This is a genomic window from Intrasporangium mesophilum, assembly GCF_054783095.1.
This window is the reverse complement of record NZ_BAAGRF010000026.1, coordinates 1-23,817: the sequence shown is the minus strand read 5'-3', so window position 1 is coordinate 23,817 and position 23,817 is coordinate 1. Positions and strand designations below refer to the sequence as shown.

The window sequence follows — 23,817 nt, the reverse complement described above, 5'->3', positions numbered from 1 at the left end:
AACCCGACACACCGACACCACCACGGCCCCGGCAGCTCCCAATAAACGAAAACCCGCAGAATCAACCCACGGGATTGCCAGCCCCCGCTGGTCGATCTGGTCTCAGACGTGGCAGTGACATCGGCTATCTGTCCTTGTCACTGACCGTCGCTGGGACGTCCTGCCCCGACGTTCCGTCGGTCGCCACGTCCGACTCGACCACCTGCACGTCGAGACCTGTCGCACGCAGCTCTTCCACTTGCTGGGCGTCCGCCGAGGCACCGGTCAGCAGCAGGTCGACATCGTCGACCGAGCAGATCCGGGCCAGCGACGTCGCACCGATCTTGCTGCCGTCGGCGACGAGGACACTGCGGCGCGATGCTGCGAGCATCCGCTGCTTCATCGTCACCTCAGGCAGGTTGATGTTGGTGACTCCCGCGCGCCGGTCAACTCCGTTGCAGCCCAGGAACACCAGGTCGGTGTGCAACCGCTCGAGCACAAGCGCTCCCATCGGGTCGACGAGGGAGTGCTGCATCCGGCGCAGCGTGCCACCGGTCACCAGGACGGCGTAGCGGTCGAGCGCCGCTTCCATCTCGACCGCGATGGTCAGGCTGTTGGTCACGATGGTGACCGACTCGAGGTCGGTGCGAGCGACGAGGGCACGGGCGATCGCTGTCGTGGTCGTGCCGACGTCGAGGATCACCGTCTGCCCCGAGGAGACCAGGGCCGCCGCCGCGGCGCCGATCGCGGTCTTCTCCTGCGCCTCGGCGCCCTCGCTCTCCTCGAACGGGCGCTCCGCCTGGCTGACCCGCGAGGCGAGAGCCCCGCCACGCACCCGCTGGGCCAGGCCCCGCGCGGCCAGCCCGTCGACGTCCGCGCGTGCGGTGACGTGGGAGACGCCGAACGCGTCCGCGAGCTCACCGATGGGCACGAACCCGCGCTCGGTGATCATGGCCAGGGCCCTCCGACGGCGTAGCGCTGCTGGGAGATCCACGGCGCCGAAGGACTTCTCTGTCACGACGAGGAGGCAACCACGAGCTGGGTGTCACGTCAAGACCCAAATTTGGCATTGCGCTTGCGTTTTCGGAACCTACGCTCGACTGCCTGCCGCACGAACGGCTCCCGTGACCACCTTGTGACTTTCGGTTCGGACAGTCGATGGCCTTTCGAAACCGTCACGCGCGGTAGGCGGAAAGGCTCGCAAACAGACGTATGCCGTTCGGTTCGCCTTCGAGATGCCCAAGACCGCACGCTTTCCAACATTATCTGTTTAGATTCAGACACCCGCGGTGGGATCCTCGCAGACGACCCAGGGCCGCGGCAGTCCCGTCTCGCAGGAGGAAGCATGCTCGCCCGCCAGCGCCAGGCCGCGATCCTCGAGTACGTGCGCGAGCATGGCGGCGTCCGCGTCGTCGACCTCACCCAGCTGCTCGGCGTCTCCGACATGACGATCCGCCGCGACCTCGACGTCCTGGCGGGCCGGGGGCTGGTCGACAAGGTGCACGGCGGCGCCACGGTGGTCGACATGGTGACGACGGAGGAGCCGCAGTTCGCGACAAAGGCAACGCGCGAGCACGAGGAGAAGGAGCTCATCGCCCTCGCGGCCGCGCGTCTCGTCCAGCCCGGCTCGGCGATCGCGCTCTCCGGAGGGACGACCACCTGGGCCCTGTCGAAGCATCTGGTCACCATCCCGGGCTTGATCGTCGTGACGAACTCCCTTCGGGTCGCAGGCGAACTGCACAACGCCCCGGGCGACCGGACGCTGATCCTCACCGGGGGTGTGCCGACGCCGTCCGATGCCCTCGTGGGTCCAGTCGCCGACATGGTCATCCGGTCCCTGCGCTACGACCTGCTCTTCCTGGGTTGCCATGGCATGGACGAGACCGCCGGCCTGTCGACCCCGAACCTGGCTGAGGCCCAGACCAACCGTGAGCTGGTGCACAACGCGAAGCGGGTCGTCGTGACCGCGGACCACACGAAGTGGGGCATCGCGGGGCTCAGCTCGTTCGCCGAGCTCGAGCAGATCGACGTGCTCGTCACAGACGCCGGTATGCCGACGGCGGCGAGGGAGGCACTCGCCGAGCGGGTGGGACAGCTCGTCATCGCGGACTCCGAGGCGTGAGGGACGCCTGAGTCACGCTGGCCGCAGGACCTTTCGTGAGACGTCCATGCCCGAAGTCTTGACACACTCGATCGAAAACCTGCAAAGTCAAACACGTCTTCACACATTCGAACCATGCGAAGCCTCCTTCGCATGAGTCCCTCAACGGAGAGGCACCATGTCACGTTCGAAGCCTCCATCGACCCGAGCCCGTCGACTGACCAGTACGGGCACCACCTTGGCCATGATCTCCACGGTCGCCATCGGCGCCGGCCTGGCCCTTCCTGGCGGTGCATCCGCCGCGACCGTGACCGCCTCGACGGCTGCCCAGAGCGCTCCGTCGGCGGGAGCATCGACGCACACGGTGACGTTCGACAAGTACTCCCTGATGCTGGACGGGCAGCGGACGTACATCTGGTCCGGTGAGTTCCACTCGTTCCGGCTCCCGAGCCCTGACGAGTGGCGCGACGTGCTGCAGAAGCTCAAGGCAGAGGGCTACAACGCCGTCTCGCTCTACTTCGACTGGGCGTACCACTCCGCCAAGCCCGGTGTGTACGACTTCACGGGCGTGCGTGACATCGACAAGCTCCTCGACATCGCGCAGGAGGTCGGGCTGTACGTCATCGCCCGTCCGGGCCCCTACATCAATGCCGAGACCAACGGCGGTGGGTACCCGGGCTGGCTCACGACCCAGCCGGGCAAGGCCCGTAGCGACGCCCCCGACCACCTCGCGGCGGCCGACGAGTGGCTGGGCCAGATCGACGCGATCCTCTCGCGCCATCAGTTCACCAACGGCACGGGCTCGGTGATCCTCTACCAGATCGAGAACGAGCTGGACGCCACCGGCACCGCCCAGAAGAACTACATGCAGCACCTCTACGACAAGGTGCGCGCCGACGGCATATCTGTGCCGATCTTCCACAACGACAAGGGCCGTAACGGCAAGTGGGTCCCCGCCGGCAGCAACGTCAGTGGGACCGTGGTGGGCCCCAACGACCTCTACGCGTTCGACGGGTACGGCGGTGGCTCGTGCCACACCAACAACACGCCGGGCTCGCCGACGGCAGCGCCCGACTGGGGCATCTGGGGCTCCGGTGGTGCGACCGGCGGATCGACCGCCTCACCGAACACTCCAGGGTTCGTCGCAGAGCGTGGCGGCGGTTGGTTCGACTTCTGGGGCGGCCCTGGCAGCTACGACTGCATGTCGCTGCAGGAGGGCTCCGGGTACGAGCGCGTCACCTACGGGACCGACATCGCCAACCGCCTCTCCATCCACAGCGTGTACATGAGCTTCGGTGGCACGTCGTGGGGCTGGCTGCCGGCACCGGTCGTATACAGCTCCTATGACTACGGCGCCTCCATCAGCGAGGCGCGGCAGATCCGGCCCAAGGCCACCACGATGAAACAGCTCGGCCTGATGCTGCAGAGCGTCAGCCCCATCACCAAGGTGGACAAGGGCAACACGGTCACCCCGTCGAACACCGCGATCAAGATCTACAACGACGTCAACCCGGACACCGGGACGCACTTCTACATCGCGATGCACAACCCGTCCACCGCCACGACCAACAACACGTTCACGTTCCCCGTCCAGACCGCCGACGGCAGCTACTCCGTGCCACAGCAGGGAACGCTGCGGATCAACGGTCAGGACTCGAAGATCCTGGTGGCTGACTACGACCTCGACTCTGCCGCAGGCGAATCGAGCCCGCACCTGGTCTACTCGACGTCGCAGATCATGACCCACCTGAACACCTCGACCGGCCAGCTGGCGCTGCTCTACGCGCCGAAGGGCGAGGACGGCGAGACGGTCCTTCGCTACAGCGACGAGCCGAGCGTCCAGGTCCTCAACGGCTCTGTGAGCAGCAGCTTCGACGCCGCCACGGGAGACCTGCGGCTCGACTACTCGCACGACGGCGTGGCCGAGGTGCGCATCACGGGAGGCGGCCGCGCTCCACTGACCCTGCTACTCACAGACACCGACACAGCCGGCACCTTCTGGCAGACCGACACCGCCAACGGGCCGGTCCTGGCCCGCGGGCCGGAGCTGGTGCGCAACGCGACCCTGCAGGGGGCGAGCCTGCACCTCACCGGCGACACCAAGGATGCCGCCGACCTCGAGGTCTGGACGCCGGCCGGGGTCTCTTCGGTCGTGTGGAACGGCCAGACTGTCCCCACGACCCCGCAGCCGGGGGGAAGCCTTCAGGCGAGCAGCCAGCTCGGCGGCGCCGTGCCGGTGACGCTTCCGGACCTGAGCCAGGCGACCTGGAAGACGGCAGCGGACTCGGCGGAGTCGGCTCCCGGCTTCGACGACTCCTCCTGGCAGGTTGCGAGCAAGACGTCGACGAACTCCACCACGAAGCCTCCGGCCGGGCAGCCCGTGCTGACCGCAGACGACTACGGGTTCCACCAGGGCGACGTGTGGTACCGCGGCCACTACTCCGTCGGCGGCGCGGCCGGCACGGCCGGCACGGCCAGCACCATCGCCCTGTCCTACGGCGGCGGCGGGGCCGGCATGCTGCAGGCGTGGCTGGACGGGGTCTACCTCGGTCAGAACGTCCTGAGCTCAGGCGTTGCCAGCCCGCCCACCCGCGGCACCGCCACCTTCACGGTGCCTGAGGCCCTGCGCACCGACGGTGACCACGTGCTCTCGGTGATGGTCCGCAACAACGGCCACAACGAGGACGGCGGGACCAACGACGCCCACAAGGAGGGCCGCGGACTCATCTCGGCGGCATACACCGACTCCACCGGCGCGGCCGCTCAGCCGGCCATCACCTGGCGTGTCCAGGGCAACCTCGGAGGCGAGGACATCGTCGACCCGGCCCGCGGCGTGATGAACGCCGGTGGTCTCTTCGGGGAGCGGCACGGCTGGCACCTGCCCGGCTACGCCGACGGCTCCTGGTCCAGCACCACGCTGCCACAGAGCAGTGCCGCACCGGGCACCACGTGGTACCGCACGAACGTCACGCTCGACGTCCCGACCGAGGACGACTCGTCCATCGGCATCACGATCGGGGACCCGAGCACCGCACACTCCAACGCCAACTACCGGGCCCTGATCTACGTCAACGGCTGGAACGTCGGGCAGTACATCGCCAACGTCGGCCCGCAGCACACCTTCGTGGTCCCGAACGGCATCCTCAACCCGCACGACCAGAACACCATCGCCCTGGCCGTGACGAGTGACGGCGGGCCTGGCAACGGTCCCGAGAAGGTGACGCTGACCGACCTGGGCACCGTCCGGGGCGGCGTGAAGGTCCGCCAGGTCAATGCCCCCAGCTGGAACGCCAAGGTGTACGGCCAGCCGACCTTTCCCGGTCGCGCCTCGGTGACCCCGCTGGCGAGCAACGACATCGCGGCACACCCGAAAGCGGGCGACACGTTCACCGTCAGCGGCACGGTGCGCAACGACGCAGCGGCCACCATGACCGACGTCGCGGCCAGCCTGGCCGTGCCCAGCGGCTGGACCGCAACCCCGGTCGACGGTGCTCCGGCCACACTCGCGGCGGGCGCCTCGGCGCCACTGAGCTGGCGGGTCACCGTCGGCGACGACGCTGCGGGCGGCGCCTACTCGGTCGCAGCCCTGGTCACCTACGCAGGGGGCGACTCCGCGTCACGGACGGGGGCGGCATACTCCCTCACGCTCCAACAGCGCGGGCTCGCCTACCTCAGCGACCTGCCCTTCGTGTCGGCGACCAACGGCTACGGCCCGGTCGAGCGCGACACGAACGTCGGCGGCAACGGCGCCGGCGACGGCACGCCCATCACGATCCGCGGGGCGACCTACGCCAAGGGCATCGGCACGAACTCGGTGAGCAGCGTGGTGATCGACCTCGGTGGTGCGTGCACGTCCTTCAACACTGACGTCGGTCTCGACGACAGTGCCGGCGGCAAGGGCAGCGTCACCTTCACCGTCCTCGCCGACGGCAGGACGGTGGCGGCCTCCGGCCCCATGACCGGCACCAGCGCGGCCAAGACCCTGACCGCGGACGTCACCGGCGTGCAGCAGCTGACCCTCCAGGTCGGCGACGGCGGGGACGGAAACGGTCACGACAATGCCGACTGGGCAGGCGCTCAGGTCATCTGCAACGGCTGACCTGACAGCTGACCGAAGGCCCGGGCCCTGCAGGCCCGGGCCTTCGGCCTGTTCACGGGGTCCCGCCCTGGCAACACACCCGGAAATCGCAAGGTCAAGACAGTTGCAACCGTCCTGACCTTGCGATTTCCGGGTGTGTTGCGGGGGAGTGTGGGGAAGAGGCGCGCGGGGTCAGGGGGTGAGGTTGACCAGGGTCGCGAGCCGGGCCCGGTGTCGCCCTGGGGTGCCGAGGGCGATCTGGTCGGACTTGGCGCGCTTGAGGTACAGGTGTGCGGGGTGCTCCCACGTCATGCCGATCCCGCCGTGCAGCTGCACGGCCTCCTCTGCGGCCAGGACTGCGAGATCGCTGCAGTACGACTGGGCCACGGATGCCGCGACCGGCGCATCCGGATCGTCGGCCGCCAGCGTGGCTGCGGCATACCTGGCGGCCGCCGCCGCAGACTCGACGCCGGTGTAGAGGTCCGCAAGCCGATGCTTGAGCGCCTGGAAACCGCCGACGACCCGACCGAACTGCCGCCGCTGCTTGAGGTAGGCGACGCTCGTCTCCAGACACCAGCGCGCGACCCCGAGCTGCTCCGAGGCGAGCAGCGCAGCGCCTGCACCAAGCGCCCGGCGCAGGGCCGGCTCGGCATCAGCGAGGACCAGCTCACCGGGCACGCCGTCGAGGCGCACATCCGCCAGCTGTCGGCTCATGTCGAGGGAGATGACCGGAGTGACCGTCGCCGCAGACGCGGGCACAGCCCATACCGCGAGACCGGCCGGCCCGGCCACCGGCACCAGGAGCGTGTCGGCCTCACGTGCACCGGCGACGCTCGTGACGACGCCGGTGACCCGGCCATCGTCAAGGCGCAGGGCCGTCAGGTCACGGTGCGGGGCGGTCGACCACGGAACCGCCAGCGCTGCGGCGCGCTCCCCCGCCGCCAGCGCGGCGACGAGCGGCGAGCCGGACTCCAGCAGGAGTGTGGTGGCCACGACTGCACTGGTGAGGAACGGCACCGGTGCGACGGCCCGGCCCAGCTCCTCGAGGACGACGGCCGCCTCGCGCGCGGAGGCGCCCTGACCGCCGCGCTCCTCGGGGACGAGCAGGCCGGCGAGGCCGAGGTCGACCGAGAGCGCCTTCCACAGTGGCGCCACGACGGACCGGTCACCGTCGTACATCGCCGTCACGGACCGGGCGTCGCACGAGACGCGAAGCAGATCGCGCACGCTGGCGCGCAGGTCCTCCTCGACATCGGTGTAGAGCAGGTCATGCACGGCCGTCTCGCTCATCGCGGGATCTCCTTCCACGGGACGTCCTTGTCGACGCGTGGCTCCGCCGGCAGCCCCAGCACGCGTTCGGCGACGATGTTGCGCAGGATCTCCGACGTGCCTCCCTCGATCGAGTTCCCCTTGGCACGCAGGTAGCGGTAGCCGGCGTCGCGGCCGGTGAAGTCGACGAGGTCGGGCCGGACCATCGTCCAGTCCGAGTAGCGCAGCCCCTCCTCGCCGAGCAGCTCGAGCTCGAGGCCCGAGAGCTGCTGCGCGAGCCGGGCGAAGGTCAGCTTCATCGCCGCACCTTCTGGACCGGGCTGGCCCTGGGCGAGCTTCTGCCGCAACCGTGCTCCGGTGAGCCGAGCGACCTCGGCCTCGACCCAGAGCCGCAGGAGCCGGTCGTGCAGCTCAGGCGTGTGGAGCTCGGGCCGCCCGCGCCAGGTCCGGGAGACGACGCCGACCAGGCCGCCCTCGCGCGGCGTCGCCCGTCCCCCGATCGCGACGCGCTCGTTGTTGAGCGTGGCGTTCGCAACCACCCAGCCCTGCCCGACGTCGCCGAGCCGCTGGCTGTCTGGGATCCGCACGTCCGTGAGGAAGACCTCGTTGAACTCCGCCTCGCCGGTGATCTGCCGCAGTGGCCGCACCTCCACGCCGGGAGCGGTCATGTCGCAGAGGAAGTAGGTCATGCCGCGGTGCTTGGGAACGTTCGGGTCGGTCCGTGCGACGAGGATCGCGAAGCGCGCGAAGTGCGCACCGGAGGTCCATACCTTCTGCCCGTTGACGACCCAGCCGTCGCCGTCGCGGACGGCGCGGGTGCCGAGGGCTGCGAGGTCCGAGCCCGCACCCGGCTCGCTGAACAGCTGGCACCAGATCTCCTCGCCTGTCCACAGCGGGCGCAGAAAGCGCTGCTTCTGCTCCTCGGTGCCGAAGGCGAGGATGGTCGGCGCGGCCATGCCGAGCCCGATTCCGTTGGAGCGCGCCTGGTTGTCGGGCGACCCGGCTTCACCGAACAGCCGGTCGACCTCGGGTTGGAGCGCCTGGTCGACCCCGAGGCCACCGTGCCCGACCGGGTAGTGCACCCATGCGAGCCCGGCATCGAACCGGGCGCGCAGGAAGTCGAGCCGGTCCGTCGTGGCGGGGTCGTGGGTGGCCAGGAAGTCCGCCACCCGACGCCGGATCTCCTCCAGCACAGCTGCCTCCTCAAGACGTGGACGCTGACAGTCTCGACCAGGTCGGCCCGCTTGTCCCTCCGATCCCCATGGACAAGCTCCAGCCGACCGGTTCAGCCGGCCTGTGCGGGCGACAGACGCGGTCCCGAAAACCGTTGCGGGAGCGGAGCTTTGGGCTCCGCTCCCGCTACGGCTGAGGGGTCTTGCGTCCCTGGCTCGGTGACCGCCTACTTGCTGTAGCCGGCAGTAAGGCCGCTGACCAGCTGACGGCGACCGATCACGTAGAGGACGAGGATCGGCAGGGTCGTCAGCACCACCGACGCCAGGATGGCGGGCACGTTGACGCCGTACTGGCTCTGGAAGGACCACACGGCCAGCGGCAGGGTCCGCTTGTCCGGACTCTGGGTCAGGATGAGCGGGATGAGGAACCCGTTCCAGACCGTGAGGCCGTTGTAGATCGACACGGTGACGAGCGCAGGACTGGTGAGCGGGAACGCCAGCTGCCAGAGCATCCGCCACTCGGTGGCGCCGTCGACCCGCATCGACTCGAACAGCTCCTGGGGCACGTCACGGACGAAGTTGGACAGCACCAGGACCGACAGCGGGATGGCGAACGCGATGGACGGCAGGATGATCGCCAGCAGGCTGTCGTAGAGCTGGAGCTTGATGATGATCAGGTACACCGGGATGATGCACGCCTGCAGCGGGATCGCGAGGCCCATGAGGAACAGGCCGTTGACGTACCTCAGGAGCCGCCCGCGGCTTCGGACGATCGCGTATGCCGCCATGAACGAGGCGAAGACCGCCGGCACGAGCGTCCCGAAAGCCACGATGACGCTGTTGAAGAAGAACTGCAGGAAGTTGTTGCTCAGGACGGACCGGTAGTTGTCGAGCGTCGGGTTCGTCGGCGGCTGGAGCGGGTTCATCGCGTAGTAGTTGGCCTGCGTCTTGAAGCTGGTGATCACGACCCAGTACACCGGGATGAGCACGATGAACAGCCAGAGCAGGCCGAACAGGGCACCGCCCCAGTTGGGGCGCTCGTTGCGGCGCCTGCGTCTACCGGGCCCTCCCGATCGCGGAGCCTGGGCCGCCGGCGGGGTCTTGGTGTCCGTCGTCGCGGTCGCCATGTCAGGCCCCTTCCAGCTGGCTGGAGGTTTCCCTGCCGCCGCCGATCCGCCGCAGGATCAGGGCCAGGGCCACGCCGACCAGGACGAGGATCAGGGCGATCGCGCTGGCCTGCCCCATGAGGTTGGCCTGGAAGCCCGTCTTGTACATGTCCAGCGCGAGCACCCGGGTGGCATCACCCGGGCCGCCTTCGGTGAGCACGAAGATCAGGTCGAAGAAGGTCAGGGACCCCACGATCATCAGCGTCGACGACGCGATGATCGTGTTCTTCAGCTGCGGGAGCGTGATGTTCCAGAACTTGCGGAAACGCCCCGCGCCGTCGATCTCGGCCGCCTCGAAGATCGAGTCCGGGATCTGGCGGACCGCGCCCTGGTAGATCAGTGAGTGGAACGGGATGAACTGCCAGGACACGATGAACACGACGGTGAAGAGTGCGAGGTTCCCCTGCCCCAGCCAGTCCTGGGAGAGGAAGTCGAGGTGCAGGCCCGCACCCAGCCCGAAGTTCGGGTCGAGCAGCGCCTTGTAGGCCACCGCGATCGCGGCGGAGCTGAGCAGCAGCGGCACGAAGTAGAGGACGGCGAAGAGCGCGCGGTAGCGCTGGTGACCCGCGAGGAAGACGCCGATGAGAATGCTGAGAGGCGTCTGGAACGCCCACGACAGCAGCATCACCTCGAAGGTCACCAGCAGCGCGTGCGGGAGGCCGGGGTTGCTGAGCGTGGCTCTCCAGCTCGTCAGACCGGTCAGGTGGATCTCACCGATGCCGTCCCACGTCGTGAAGCTCAGCGCGAGCACCCCCAGGAGGGGGATCACGCCGAATGCGAAGAACAGGAAGAAGGCAGGCAGGGCCATCCACCCCACGACGCCGCTCCGTCCGACGTTGGATGTGGTGCCGGACGGAGCAGTCGTCGTTGGAGCGAGCGTGGTCATGTGCCGATGGTGGCATTCATTGCGGTGGCAAACTGCTGTGGAGTGATCGACAACTGGAAAAGCTTGGCGATGTTGTCGAGCAGCGTCTCGGCGGCCGTCGGGCTCAGAGCCTGGTCCCACGACTGGGCGAACACCTTGGCGTTGCTCGCGACGCCGTAAACGAACTTGAGGAACTCGGCGTCCTTGCCGGTGAACTGGCTGTCCGTCCCCTTGACGATGGGGACCGCGCCGTTGCTGATCCACTCCTTGACCTCGGCGTCGTCGAGGACCGCCGTGGAGAAGAACTTCTTCGCCGTCTCCTTCTGTGCCTCGGTCGCCTTGGAGGAGATGGACAGGTACTGGCCGGGGTTGCCGACCGTGCTGGTCGGGTCGCCCTTGCCGCCCTCGACCGGTGGGAAGTTCATCCAGCCGAGGTGGCCGCCGGACACGAAGTCGCCGCCCTGCTGCGCCATGCTGCCGTAGGTCCAGGTGCCGTGCAGCATCATGGCTGCCTTGCCCGTGTAGAGCAGCGCCTGGTCGGCGTTGTTGTCGGCGGCGATCGAGGAGAAGCCCTTGCTGAAGCCGTTGGCCTTGACGAGGTTCTGCGCGTAGGTCAGCCCCTGGATGGCGGCCGGCTGCGACCACCCGTCCTTCTGGCCGTCGAAGATCGCCTGGAACACCTCGGTGCCGCCGATGCGGTCGAAGAGGAACTCCAGCCACATCATGTTGGTCCATCGCGACTGCCCCGCCAGGGAGATCGGCGCGATGCCCTTATCGTTGAACTTCGGCACGAGTGCCATGAGCTCGCCCCAGGACTGGGGAGGCTGGACGCCGACCTGGTCGAACACCGACTTGTTGTAGAACAGCACGATCGGCTGCACGGTCTCGGCCGGCATCGCGTAGATCTTGCCGTTGACGGTGGCCGCGCCGAAGGACGACGGGAAGAGCCGGTCCTTGACGGCCGAGTTCTGGCTGAACCAGTCGGTCAGGTCCTCGACCTGCCCGGCCTCGACGTAGCTCTTCAGACCGCCACCGCCCCAGCCCCAGATGATGGTCGGGGACTGACCGGCACCGATGGCCGTCTTGATCTTGGTCTTGTACGCGTCGTTTGCGAACGTCGTGTACTGGATCTGGGTCGACGGGTTGGCGGCGTTGAACCGCTTGACCGTGTTCGTCCTGATCCCCTCACCGGGTGGACCGGTGAGGAACCAGTAGCTGGCGGCAGAACCGCCGCCGCCACCGCCGCCGGTGCCGCCAGTGGCGGCGTTACCGCCGGTGGGTCCGGACGTGCCGCAGGCGGCCAGCCCGACGCCGGCTGTGCCGACAAGTGCGAGGCGGAGGAGATTCCGCCGGGACATCGCGTTGGGGTCCACGCTGACTCCGAACTCGAAGGCCGTGGCCCGCGCCACGGCGAGAGTGAACAGATGACCATGACTTGACTGCACGCCAGGAAGGCATGCAGTCCAGCGTTCTTGCCGGGCTGCGAGGCGCCGTCAGGAACGCACGTTATGCGATCGCAAGGGCACGCTATGTTTCGAGAACCGCACTGTCAAGGGGTCTTGTGTTTTCGAGATAAACAAGAAAGAGTTGCCGCCGAATGTGGTTCTCACCAGCGCAGATGTGCGCTGACAGGTGGCTCAGTGCAACCTCACAGGGTTTCGAAAAGTTTCGAAACATGACATGGGGATACAGCAACGCCGCGGATCCAAGGAGTGCCCGTGACAACCGACCCGGCACCGCAAGCCCTCGTCGATACACAACCCTGGCGTGACCCAACGCGACCCGTGGACGAACGGGTCGACCTGCTGCTGGCGCAGCTGACCCTCGAGGAGAAGATCGGCCAGCTGGGCAGCCGCTGGGTCGGCTTCGACCTGCAGCCCGAGCTTGCCACCGACGAGGTGGACCAGGACCGCGTCGGGCCATCGCCCGCGTCGTCGTCCAAGTCATCGTCCGCGTCGACCTCTGAGCCGACCTCCGAGTCGACCTCGCAGCCGGAGTCCGCGGTGACGTTCAACGTCGCCCCGATGCAGGATGTCTTCGCCGCCGCCAGCGTCCCTCTCGAAGAAGCCAGCGCTCACGGACTCGGTCACCTGACCCGCGTCTTCGGCAGCATCCCCCTCACCGTCGCCGAAGGTGCGGCGGAACTCGTGCGCCAGCACCATGTCGTGCTCGAGAACTCCCGACTCGGCATCCCCGCGCTGGTGCACGAGGAGTGCCTGACCGGCTTCACCACCTTCGGTGCGACCGTCTACCCGGCGGCGATCGCGTGGGGCGCCACGTTCGACGCGGACCTCGTCGAGCGGATGGCCGCAGCGATCGGCCGCGACATGGCGGCCGTCGGTGTCCACCAGGGCCTGTCCCCCGTCGTCGACGTCGTGCGGGACTACCGGTGGGGACGGGTCGAGGAGACGATCGGTGAGGACCCCTACCTCGTCGCGACGCTGGGCACGGCATACGTCAAGGGTCTGCAGAGTGCCGGCATCATCGCGACCCTGAAACATTTCGCCGGCTACTCCGCGTCGCGCACTGGCCGCAACCACGGGCCCGTCTCGATGGGCCGGCGCGAGCTGCTCGACGTCATCCTGCCCACCTTCGAGATGGCGGTCGTCCTCGGGTCGGCTGGCTCGGTGATGAACTCCTACTCGGACGTCGACGGCATACCTGCCGGGGCGGACTCGTGGCTGCTCACCGACCTGCTGCGCGAGCAGTGGGGGTTCGAGGGCACGGTCGTGTCCGACTACTGGGCGGTGCCGTTCCTCGCCTCGATGCACCGCGCCGCGCCCGACAACGACACGGCCGGTGCGCTCGCCCTTCGCGCGGGCATCGACGTCGAGCTCCCGAACACCCACGGGTATGGCCAGGGCCTCGTCGAGCAGATCGACGCCGGGAACCTCTCGGTCGAGATCGTCGACCGGGCCGCCCGCCGGATCCTCGCGCAGAAGATCCAGCTGGGCCTGCTCGACCCGGACTGGACGCCCGAGGGCTCGGTCGCGGACCCGGACGTCGACCTCGACTCCGAGGCGAACCGGGAGCTGGCCCGGGAGATGGCCGAGCGGTCGGTCATCCTGCTCGATCAGGGCAGCGCGCTCCCGCTCCTCGGCGACGACCGTGCCCAACCCAGCCGGATCGCGGTCGTCGGGCCCTGCGCCGACGACCCGCGCACCTTCATGGGCTGCTACGCCTTCCCCAACCACGTCCTGCCCCGCTACCCCGGGATCGGCCTCGGCGTGGACGTGCCGTCCGGGGTCGCGGCGCTCCGGACCGAGCTGCCCGACGTCGAGATCGTCCACGAGCCCGGGTGCCGCGTCCGCGGCGACGACCGGTCCGGCTTCGCCGCGGCTGTCGAGGCCGCGCGCCAGGCCGATCTGTGCATCGCCTACGTCGGCGACCTGGCCGGTCTCTTCGGGCTGGGCACGTCGGGTGAGGGCTGCGACGCCGAGGACCTTCGCCTGCCGGGCGTGCAGGCCGACCTGCTCGAGGCGCTGCTCGAGACCGGCACGCCCGTCGTGGTCGTCGTCGTCTCCGGCCGCCCTTACGCCCTGGGTGATGTCCACGGCCGGGCCGCGGCACTGGTCCAGGCCTTCATGCCCGGCCAGCGCGGCGGCGAGGCGATCGCGGGCGTGCTCTCGGGTCGGGTCCAGCCGTCGGGCAAGCTCCCCGTGCAGGTCCCCCGCAAGGCCGGAGGCCAGCCCAGCACCTACCTGCAGCCGGCCCTCGGCGGCCCGGAGAGCGCCGGGATCACCAGCCTGGACTCGGCACCGTTGTTTCCCTTCGGTTTTGGCCGGTCGTACACGACCTTCGAGGTCGACGACCTTCGGCTGAGCGAGACCGAGATCGACACCAGCGGCGAGGTGACCGTCTCGGTCCGCGTCCGCAATACCGGCGGTCGGACCGGCACCGAGGTGGTCCAGCTGTATCTGCACGACGTGGTGGCCCAGGTGGCCCGGCCGCTGAAGCAGCTGGCCGGGTTCACGAGGGTCGAACTGGAACCCAACGAGGAGAAGGACGTTCGGTTCACCGTGCACGCCGACCGGACCTCGTTCACGGGCATCGGTCTCCAGCGGATCGTCGAGCCGGGCGACTTCGAGGTGCTCGTCGGCACCTCCGCGGCCGATCTGCCGTGCCGGGCTACCATCACGATGAGCGGACCCGAACGTGTCGTGGGACACGACCGGCGGCTCGTCACGCCGGTTGAAGTGAGTCGGCGACCAACGTCCCCGGCAAGCGGTTAGGAGCCCGACGTGACGTCTGCGACCGAACGCCCCACCCTGGCCACTGTGGCCGCGTCGGCAGGCGTGTCCATCGCCACCGTCTCCAAGGTGATCAACGGACGCGCCGATGTCGCCGCCGGCACTCGTGCCCGCATCCAGGAGCTCCTGCGCCAGCACGAGTACGTCGTGCGCCGTCAGCCGCCTGCACCGGACACCGTCATCGAGGTCTTCTTCCAGGACGAGCTGGTGGCCTACTCCACCGAGATCCTCAACGGCGTGCTGGAAGCCGCGACCGACCTGGATGTCGCCGTCGTCGTCTCCGTCCGCCATGCCGGGGAGGCACGGTTCGAGCCGGCCGACTGGGCCCGCGACCTGGCCGGGGCCGGGCGCACGGCCGTCGTCGCCGTGACGGGCGTCATGTCCGCAATCGACCTGAGGGTGCTGTCCCGGGCACACGTGCCGATCGTCGTCATCGACGGTCTCAACATGCCGCATGCCCGTGTGACCAGCGTGGGGTCCACGAACTTCGCCGGCGGGGTCGCCGCGACCGAGCATCTGATCTCCCTGGGGCACAAGCGAATCGCCTACATTGCCGGCCCCCAGTCGGCCGCCTGCAACCAAGCCCGCATGCACGGCTTCCGGGCCGCCATGCACGCCGCCGGGCTCCCCGTCATCGAGGACTTCGTGCGTTCCGAGCCGCAGTTCTACCCAGGTGGCGTCGCCGGCGCGACCTGGCTGCTGGACCGGCCGGACCCACCAACAGCGATCTTCGCGTTCAGCGACGAGATGGCGCTCGGCGTGCTCGAGGCCGCCCGATCCCGGGGCCTGCGGGTGCCCGAGGACCTCAGCGTCGTCGGGTTCGACGACACGCAGATGGCCCGGGTCTCGTCGCCACCCCTGACCACGGTCCGTCAGCCGCTCCGGCAGATGGGCGCCGTCGCCCTGCGCTCCGCTGTGCAGCTGGGCGGCGGAGCCAAGCTCGACTACAACCACGTCGAGCTCGCCACCGAGCTCGTGGTCCGCGGCTCGACCGCGCCGATCGCAGGGAGCTGACAGGTGACCACAACCCACCCCCACTGGCCGGAAGCGTTCACCTTCGGGGTGGCCACGGCGGCATACCAGATCGAGGGAGCCGTCCACGAGGACGGCCGCGGCCCATCGATCTGGGACACGTTCAGCCACACCCCCGGCCGGGTGTTCGGGGGCGACACGGGAGACGTGGCGTGCGACCACTACCACCGGTACGCCGATGACGTGGCGCTCATGCGTGACCTCGGCGTCGACAGCTACCGCCTGTCGGTCGCCTGGCCCCGGGTCCAGCCCGACGGCACCGGCCCGATCAACCAGGCCGGGCTCGACTTCTACTCGCGGCTCGTGGACACCCTGCTGGACAACGGGATCGAGCCCGCCATCACTCTGTACCACTGGGATCTCCCTCAGCCGCTGGAGGACCAGGGCGGCTGGACCGTGCGTGACACCGCCCGGCGGTTCGCGGACTACAGCGCGGTCGTCGCCGCCGCCCTCGGCGACCGCGTCCACCGCTGGATCACGCTCAACGAGCCCTGGTGCTCCTCCATGCTGGGCTACTCGATCGGGGTGCACGCGCCCGGACGGCGCGAGGGCGAGGGGGCAGTCGCCGCCGCGCACCACCTGCTTCTCGGGCACGGTCTCGCGGTGCCGGCGATCCGGACGGCCGACCCACGTGCGCAGGTCGGCATCACCCTGAACCTGCAGCCCGTCTCCGCTGCCAGCGACAGCCCGCAGGACCGGGCCGCGGCAGACCGCTTCCTCATGAACGCGAACCTGCTCTTCACCGACCCCGTCCTGGCCGGGCGGTATCCCGACCTGGCCCGCGAGGTCTACGCGCCGATCACGGACTTCTCGTTCCTGCAGCCGGACGACCTGACGACGATCGCGGCGCCGCTGGACTTCCTCGGCGTGAACTACTACTTCCCCAGCGACATCGCCCAGGGCCCGTATGCCGTCGACGACCCGTCCCAGCGCACGGCCACCGACCTCGGTGCCGAGCCCGTCGTCGCGGACGACGCAGAGCGGACCGCCATGGGGTGGCCGGTCGAGGCCGACGGTCTCTACCGCCTGCTCACCTGGCTCAAGACGACCTACCCCTCCCTGCCGCCGATCTACATCACCGAGAACGGCCGCGCCGTCGACGACGTCGTCGACCCCGACGGCCAGGTGCACGACGTCGACCGGGTGCGCTACCTCGACGACCACCTCCATGCAGTGTCCAGGGCCAGACGCGACGGCGTCGACGTGCGCGGCTACTACTGCTGGTCGCTGCTGGACAACTTCGAGTGGGCCGAGGGGTACGCCAAGCGTTTCGGCGTCGTCTACGTCGACTACGCCACCCAGCAGCGCATCCCCAAGGACAGCTTCACCTGGTACCGCGACCTCATCCGCGCCCGGGGCACCGTGGCCACCTGACGGCATACCACCCAGGTCGAGTGGTCGGCGGGGCCCGGCGGTGTGAGCCCGGAGCCCGTACGAACGTGACCACTCGACGCGTGGTGGCCCGGCTCCCGGCGTATGCCGGGTGGCGGGTCAGCCGAGCGACTCGACTGCCGCGGCGCGGACACCCACTCTGACCGGTGCCCTGACAGCCCTTGTCCGGTCGAATGTACGGATCGGACAAAGGAGGCAATTCACCTTGCCCTCCCGATTTGGGCGCCCCTAGCGTGGCCGGGCCAGACCAGAGGCCCCAACGTCGGGGAGAAGGAGAGCCACGGATGCGCATGTCCATGACCAGAAGGAGGTGGGCAGTCGCTCTGACGGCGGCCGGCCTCCTCGCAGCCACTGCGGCAGGCTCGGCCAGCGCGGCCGGCCATCCCGCCGTGCCACCGCAGCATCGAGACGTGCTGCCGCTGACCCAGTACGTCAACCCGTTCATCGGCACGGCCGTCGCGGCGACCAGCGGGTATGCCGGCAACGACAACCCGGGCGCCAAGGTGCCGTTCGGCTTCACCAACTTCGGCCCCGACATGCCGCGGACGAACTTCAACGGGTCTGGTGGATACCTGAACCCGCCCACAGCCACGACCGGTCGCATCAACTTCTTCAGCCTCACGCACCTGAACGGCGTGGGGTGCCCGGGTCAGGGAACTGTCGGGATGATGCCCGCCTCGACGCCGACCGCCGTGGCTTCGAGCACCGGCGTCCCGACCGGCGTTCCGTTCCACACGAACACCGAGTCGGCGTCGCCCGGCTACTACGGCGTCACGATGGACAACAAGGTCAAGGTGGACCTCACCGCGACGACCCGCACGGGGATGGCCCGCTTCACGTACCCCGACCAGGCCTCCGGGTACTTCTCCATCGACACCCGGCTCAACGGCAACAGCAACCGCCGCACCGAGGCCGGCAAGATCACCCCGGACCACGTGTCTTTGACCGTCAGCGACGACGGACGGGTCCTGTCCGGACAGACGGTCGCCCCGGCATTCTGTACCCCCTATGGCACGCCGTGGAACTCGCCCGTCTACTTCTACGCCGAGCTCGACCGGCCCCTCGCCCAGACCGGTGAGGCCGGCGTCAACACGGTGACCAACGGGGCGGCGCTGCTGCACTACGACCTGCCTGCCTCCGACCCGACGCTGAGCATGCGTGTCGGCGTGTCTGCTGTGAGCGTCGCGAACGCGAAGCTGAACCTGCACACGGAGAACGCCGCCGCCAGCTTCGAGCAGACGCAGCAGGCGGCGGACGCCGCGTGGAACACCCGGCTCAACACGATCCAGGTGGACCACGCCGCCGACGCGAGCACGCTCACGTCAGCACAGCGCGACAGGCTGGTGAAGTTCTACACGGCTCTCTACCGCGTCTTCGGCTCCCCTACCGTGTACTCCGACGTCAACGGGGACTTCCGGAGCATGGGGGCCAAGCGGCCCTTCCCGACCGGCGTCGACACCACTGGCGGGGTCGAGCAGCGCCCCGTCGCCAACGTCGCCGACTACGCCTACACGCGGCCCGACGGGAGCGCGGGCGGCTACACGACGCATTACACGAGCTTCTCCATGTGGGACACCTACCGGTCGCAGGCCCAGCTGCTGGCCCTGCTCGCGCCGAAGGAGTCCAGCGAGATGATGCAGTCGCTCGTCGTCGACGCCCAGCAGTGCGGCGCGTTCCCGCACTGGGTGGACGCCAGCGACGACTCGACACCGATGGCCGGCGACAACGCCCTGCCGGTCCTCGCCGGGGCGTATGCCTTCGGGGCCAAGGACTTCGACGTGACCACCGCGGCGCGTCTGGTGAAGCAGTCGGTGTTCGACCACACCAGCGCGTGCAACAACAACAAGAGCATGAGCGGCTCCGAGCAGTACCTACGTGACGGCTACTACCCGAGCCCCGAGTGGTCCTCGACGAATATCGAGCGCTACAACAGCGACCGGGCAGCCGCGGCCTTCCTCGCGTCCGTCCCCGATGAAGTCCGGACCGACCCGCGCGTCGCGGTGACCCAGGCCGACCTCGACAGCCTCTATGACCGAACCGGCTGGTGGCGCAACATCTTCGACGAGGCGAACGGTCGCATCGCGACGCGTGCCGCGCCGACGACGCCGGGGACGCCGGGTCCGCTGATGCCCGGCACGTTCCACGAGTCCACCGAGCCGAACTACTTCTGGTCGTTCGGGTATGCCTGGACCGACCTCATCAACGCGATCGGTGGAAAGGACCAGGCGGTCGCCCGCCTCAACCGGCTCTTCTCCATCGACAGCTCGCTCAGCACGGTGCCGACCGCCAAGCAGCTCAACGGCGGCCAGGACAGCCAGACCTTCTACATGGGCAACGAGATGGGGATGAACGCGCCTTGGGCCTACAACTGGGCGGGCGCCCCTGCCTCGACGCAGTACATCGTGCAGAAGCTCATGGACGTGACGTTCGGCACCGGACGCGACGGCCTGCCCGGCAACGACGACATGGGTGCCGAGTCGAGCTGGTACGTCTTCGCGGCGCTGGGGATGTACCCCACCGTGGGCACCGCCTCGGGCTTGGCGCTCTCGACGCCCCAGTTCCCAGCCACCACAGTGTGGTTGAAGAACCAGGCCGTTCGCATCGTCACCGACCACGACGCGGTCACGAACCCGTTCATCGGGTCCATGACCATCGACGGCACGGCACAGCAGAGCTCGTGGCTCCCGCTTCGCTCGATCAGGAACGGTGCTGACATCGCAGTCTCGCTCGAGACCGGACCCACCACGTGGGCGGCTGCCGACTCGCTGACACCACCCTCAGGTGCGGCCGCCGACTACACCCGACCGACGGCCTCCGCCGCCAAGGGGCGATAAGGCGGCCATGGACCGATAAGGAGCTCTTCCGGGGCCCGGTGGGGCTGGTGCGTTCGCACCGTCCCACCGGGCCTCGCTCGTACCCCGCTCATACCTCGCTCATACCCCGCTCATGTCCCGAGGTATGCCGGCACGCCGCCACGTCCGGTTGGTGCCGACAGCGCGCACACTGGACTGATGGTCGTGTTGCTCCGACCGGGCCGGCGGACCAACCTCGCGCTGCTCGTGCTCCTTGCCGGGGCTTTCGTCACGGGCTGGCTGGCTTTCGGGGTCGGCTCGTCGCCGGAGTCCAGGGTGGTGAGCGTGGTCCACGGCACGCTGGGCCTCGGGATCCTCGTGCTCGCCCCCTGGAAGACCGTGATCGTGCGACGCGGACTTCGCCGTCGACGCCCGCACGCGCTCGCACTCGTGTTCACAGTCGTCCTCGCCATCAGCCTGGTGGCCGGGGTCTTGCACGCCACGCTGGGTCCGCTCGAGGTTGCCGGGGTCAGCATGCTCACCGTGCACGTCGCCTCTGCGGTCGCGGTCGTGCCACTCGCGCTGATCCACGTGGTCCATCGACGGCAGCGGCTCCGCGCCAGCGACCTGTCCAGGCGGACCGCATTGCGCGCGATCGCCGTCGGCGGTGTCGCGGCACTCGTGTACGGCGCGGTCGAGTCCGCCACATCAGTTGCCGGTCTGCCCGGCGGGCGTCGCCGTGCGACGGGGTCCTATGAGACCGGGACCGGCGCACCGTCCGCCATGCCGGTCACCCAATGGTTCACTGACGGTGTCCCCCGGATCGACCCAGCGGCATACACGCTGCTGGTGAGCCGGCCCGGTGAGCCGCCCCTGGGGGTCTCATACGCCGAGCTGCTCGCGATGGCCGTCACGACCGAGTCGGCCATCCTGGACTGCACCGGTGGTTGGTGGGCCGAGCAGACCTGGCGCGGCGTCCGGCTGGACTCCTTGCTCGGGGTCCCGCCCGGCGGCTCGATCGCCGTGCGCTCGGCGACCGGGTACACCAGACGCTTCCCAGCTGCGGACGCAGGGGCCCTGATGCTCGCGACGCACGTCGGCGGTGCGCCGCTGTCGCCCGGTCATGGCGCGCCGGTCCGGCTGGTCGCGCCGGGACGACGTGGCTTCTGGTGGGTCAAGTGGGTCGAGCAGGTGAGCGTCGAACCGGAGCCTTGGTGGGCGCAGTCGCCGTTCCCGCTGCAATGACACGAATACTCATCGGTGGTGTCCGTCGAGCTCCAGGTCCGGCCACGCCATCCTCACAGTCGAGTGAGCGCCCGGTCACTCAGGTCACCGGAGCCCGCCCGAGGCTTGGCCCGTCCACCGGCCGCACTTCCGCAGCCAAAGGGCAGGGCCCGCAGGCGTTCTAGCCGACCACCAGGTGCTGTTGCCCGTCGATCCGCTCCCGGGCCATGTCGAGATGGCCGGCATGGGTGGCCGTCTCCATGAGGAGCCTGAACACGCACTCACGTGCATCCGCGAAGGGCGGGAGGGGAAAGACCTCTTCCGGTGGCCACCAGCCGGGGGGTGCGTCGAGATCGACCTCCGTCAGCAGTCCGTCGCTCCGGCGCACCCAGCGGTGGTACTCAGCAACTGCGGCCGCGCCGGACGTCACCGAAACCTGCCAACCGTCCTGGATCAGGCCGATGCACTCCTCGTCGGCGCCGAGGACCGCGCCGATCCAGAAGATCTCGTCGTCGAACGTGAGGTGGTTGAGCAGCTGCGCCATCGACCATCCTGAAGGCGCGACCACGCTCGTCAGGTCCATCTCGCTCAGGCCGTCCACGGTCGCCAGGACGTGACGTCGTTCGGCAGCGAGACGGGCCAGCAGGACATCACGTTCGCGGGTCATCCCGCCACCCTAGATCGAGAGCCTCTCGCAGCTGCCGGACCTCATCTCCCCCGCGCCGGCCGCCGCTCGCATCCACCCTGCCTCTGGCGTCGGCTCACCTCCCCGCTGCGTATGCCGCGGGCGCAGGGTTCGTACCGACCCGGCCTCTCGCGTCGGCCCACCTCCCGCGCCGCCGTGCCCGCTGGTCACCCACCCTGCCTCTCCCCTCGGCTCACCTCCCCCGCGCCGGCCGCCCCTCGCACCCACCCAGCCTCTGCCGTCGGCCACCTCCCCCCGCATCCGCCCTGCCTCTGACGTCGGCTCACCTCCCCCGCGCCGGCCGCCCCTCGCACCCACCCTGCCTCTGCCGTCGGCTCACCTCCCCGCTGCGTATGCCGCAGCCGCGGGGTTCGCACCGACCCGGCCTCTCGCGTCGGCCCACCTCCCGCGCCGCCGTGCCCGCTGGTCACCCGGTGAGCCATGCGGGTGGGTCTGCTGGTTCTGGTGGTGATCACCACCAGAACCAGCAGACCTACCGACAGCCCAACCCGCAACGCCGGCGGCCGCACCGCTGGCTCCCCCGACCAAACACACACCGTTTGCATGGTGAGAATCGCGTTTGCGTTCGGTTGTCAGTGGTCACTTCTATCCTGGAGACATGCACACCGGCACCGATACCGAGCGCGACACGCCACCCCTGGCCGCGCCCGGCAGCGGTGCCCCAGCACCAGGGCTCGATCACGCCGACCCCTTCAAGCCCGTCAACCGCGTCGAGAACCGTGAGACCGCCGAGACGGCCGAGACTGGTGAGAAAGAGGGTCTGGTCGGGACCCTCGGGTCGCTGCTGGACACGATGCAGCACACCCTGGGGATCGCGCCCTGGTCGCTGTCCGAGACCGACATCGGCCACGCCCTGGGCCAGGCCCAACAGCTGCGCGCGCTGGCTGACACCCTGACCGCCGTGCTCGCCGGCGAGGCCGACACCCGCGGCCTGGGCACCACCCAGGGGCTGTCCCGGCCCGACTGGCTACGCACCGTGGCCCCGCACCTGGACCCGGCCACCGCCCCCGCGCTGGCCCGGGTCGCCGCCGCGATGCACCCCGGCGAGCCCCGCTGGGCCGCGCTGGCCACCGGGGTCCGCACCGGCCGGGTCAGCACCAGCCAAGCCGCGTTGATCCTGCGGTTCCACGACGACCTGGCCCGGGTCGCGGACCCCGAGCACCTCGACGCCATCACCACCGCCATGACCGACTCCTGCGACGTGCTCANGATCCGGACCACCACCGCCTACACCGAGTACCGGCTCCGCCTGGACCCCGAAGGCGCCGCCATCCTCGACGCCGCCATCGACCCCCTGGCCCGACCCCGACCCGACCACCACTGCACCCAACCCACCAACACCCCCAGCAACACCCCCAGCAGCACCCCCAGCGCGCACAGCGCCGACAATGCAGACAGCACAGACGGCGCGCCCCGCGACACCAGCGCGGCCAAACCGGGCGAGGCCGGCCCCGGCGACGGCCGGACCGGCCACGCCTTCGCCCGTCAGTTCGGCGACGGCTCAGGCGGCGGCTCAGGCGGCGGCACGGGTGACGGCTCAGGCACCGTTTCCGGCACAAGCTCCGGCGATCGCTCCGGCAGCGGATCCAGCAGCGAGTCCGGCAGCGAGTCCGGCCCTGGCTCTGGGCACGCACCGGCCGGCAGCGGGTCTGGTCAGCGGGACCCGCGCACCGCCTCGACCCGCCGCGCCGACGCCCTGCTCGAACTGATCGGACGCGCCGTGGCCGCCCCCCACGGCGTCACCCGCACCCCCCGCACCCAGCTGGTCATCACCATCACCCTGCAAGCCCT

The 23,817-nt window shown here is 69.3% G+C and carries 14 protein-coding genes; 7 read left to right on the top strand and 7 right to left on the bottom strand.

What is annotated here, in order from left to right:
* Positions 1 to 124 precede the first annotated feature (124 nt).
* On the bottom strand, positions 125 to 997 hold the full coding sequence (locus tag ACYVLP_RS18295; RefSeq protein WP_460628768.1) for a DeoR/GlpR family DNA-binding transcription regulator: 873 nt from the start codon (positions 995 to 997) through the stop codon (positions 125 to 127).
* A 327-nt stretch (positions 998 to 1,324) separates the two neighbouring features.
* Here ACYVLP_RS18295 and ACYVLP_RS18290 point away from each other — a divergent pair, with 327 nt between their 5' ends.
* Together ACYVLP_RS18290 and ACYVLP_RS18285 are read left to right on the top strand one after the other, a co-directional pair.
* Positions 1,325 to 2,101: a DeoR/GlpR family DNA-binding transcription regulator gene (locus ACYVLP_RS18290; RefSeq protein WP_460628767.1), complete on the top strand. Its 777-nt coding sequence runs from the start codon at positions 1,325 to 1,327 to the stop codon at positions 2,099 to 2,101.
* 223 nt (positions 2,102 to 2,324) lie between these two features.
* Positions 2,325 to 6,179 (top strand): beta-galactosidase, encoded by a 3,855-nt coding sequence (locus ACYVLP_RS18285; RefSeq protein ID WP_460628766.1) that lies wholly within the window; start codon positions 2,325 to 2,327, stop codon positions 6,177 to 6,179.
* A gap of 171 nt (positions 6,180 to 6,350) precedes the next feature.
* Here the strand turns inward: ACYVLP_RS18285 and ACYVLP_RS18280 are convergent, their stop codons facing one another.
* From ACYVLP_RS18280 to ACYVLP_RS18260, 5 genes are all read right to left on the bottom strand, one after another.
* Positions 6,351 to 7,448 carry an acyl-CoA dehydrogenase family protein gene (locus ACYVLP_RS18280; protein WP_460628765.1) on the bottom strand — a complete coding sequence of 366 codons (1,098 nt, stop codon included), beginning with the start codon at positions 7,446 to 7,448 and terminating at the stop codon, positions 6,351 to 6,353.
* Positions 7,445 to 8,620: an acyl-CoA dehydrogenase family protein gene (locus ACYVLP_RS18275; RefSeq protein WP_460628764.1), complete on the bottom strand. Its 1,176-nt coding sequence runs from the start codon at positions 8,618 to 8,620 to the stop codon at positions 7,445 to 7,447. Before ACYVLP_RS18275 ends, ACYVLP_RS18280 begins: the two co-directional genes overlap by 4 nt.
* Positions 8,621 to 8,826: 206 nt before the next feature.
* Positions 8,827 to 9,726, bottom strand: coding sequence for a carbohydrate ABC transporter permease (locus tag ACYVLP_RS18270; protein ID WP_460628763.1), 900 nt, complete (start codon positions 9,724 to 9,726; stop codon positions 8,827 to 8,829).
* 1 nt (position 9,727) lies between these two features.
* Entirely contained in the window at positions 9,728 to 10,651 is a 924-nt protein-coding gene (locus ACYVLP_RS18265; RefSeq protein ID WP_460628762.1) for a carbohydrate ABC transporter permease, read from the bottom strand.
* A complete protein-coding gene (locus ACYVLP_RS18260; RefSeq protein ID WP_460628761.1) occupies positions 10,648 to 12,039 on the bottom strand; it encodes an extracellular solute-binding protein in 1,392 nt (463 codons plus the stop codon). The genes ACYVLP_RS18265 and ACYVLP_RS18260 overlap by 4 nt, the downstream gene beginning before the upstream one ends.
* 309 nt (positions 12,040 to 12,348) lie before the next feature.
* Between ACYVLP_RS18260 and ACYVLP_RS18255 the strand changes: the two genes are divergently transcribed.
* The 5 genes from ACYVLP_RS18255 (at position 12,349) to ACYVLP_RS18235 (ending at position 21,341) form a co-directional block, all read left to right on the top strand.
* Complete coding sequence (locus ACYVLP_RS18255) at positions 12,349 to 14,862, top strand: glycoside hydrolase family 3 N-terminal domain-containing protein (protein ID WP_460628760.1); 2,514 nt, start codon at positions 12,349 to 12,351, stop codon at positions 14,860 to 14,862.
* Between the two features lie 9 nt (positions 14,863 to 14,871).
* Positions 14,872 to 15,894, top strand: a complete 1,023-nt coding sequence (locus tag ACYVLP_RS18250) for a LacI family DNA-binding transcriptional regulator (RefSeq protein ID WP_460628759.1) — start codon at positions 14,872 to 14,874, stop codon at positions 15,892 to 15,894.
* A gap of 3 nt (positions 15,895 to 15,897) precedes the next feature.
* Positions 15,898 to 17,286: a GH1 family beta-glucosidase gene (locus tag ACYVLP_RS18245; protein WP_460628758.1), complete on the top strand. Its 1,389-nt coding sequence runs from the start codon at positions 15,898 to 15,900 to the stop codon at positions 17,284 to 17,286.
* Positions 17,287 to 17,588: 302 nt separating this feature from the next.
* A complete protein-coding gene (locus ACYVLP_RS18240; RefSeq protein ID WP_460628757.1) occupies positions 17,589 to 20,138 on the top strand; it encodes a glycoside hydrolase domain-containing protein in 2,550 nt (849 codons plus the stop codon).
* A 177-nt stretch (positions 20,139 to 20,315) separates the two neighbouring features.
* The gene (locus tag ACYVLP_RS18235; RefSeq protein ID WP_460628756.1) at positions 20,316 to 21,341 is read left to right on the top strand and encodes a molybdopterin-dependent oxidoreductase; all 1,026 of its coding nucleotides are present in this window, start codon (positions 20,316 to 20,318) and stop codon (positions 21,339 to 21,341) included.
* A 160-nt stretch (positions 21,342 to 21,501) separates the two neighbouring features.
* Here the strand turns inward: ACYVLP_RS18235 and ACYVLP_RS18230 are convergent, their stop codons facing one another.
* Positions 21,502 to 21,987, bottom strand: coding sequence for a mycothiol transferase (locus tag ACYVLP_RS18230; protein ID WP_460628755.1), 486 nt, complete (start codon positions 21,985 to 21,987; stop codon positions 21,502 to 21,504).
* Between the last annotated feature and the right edge of the window lie 1,830 nt (positions 21,988 to 23,817).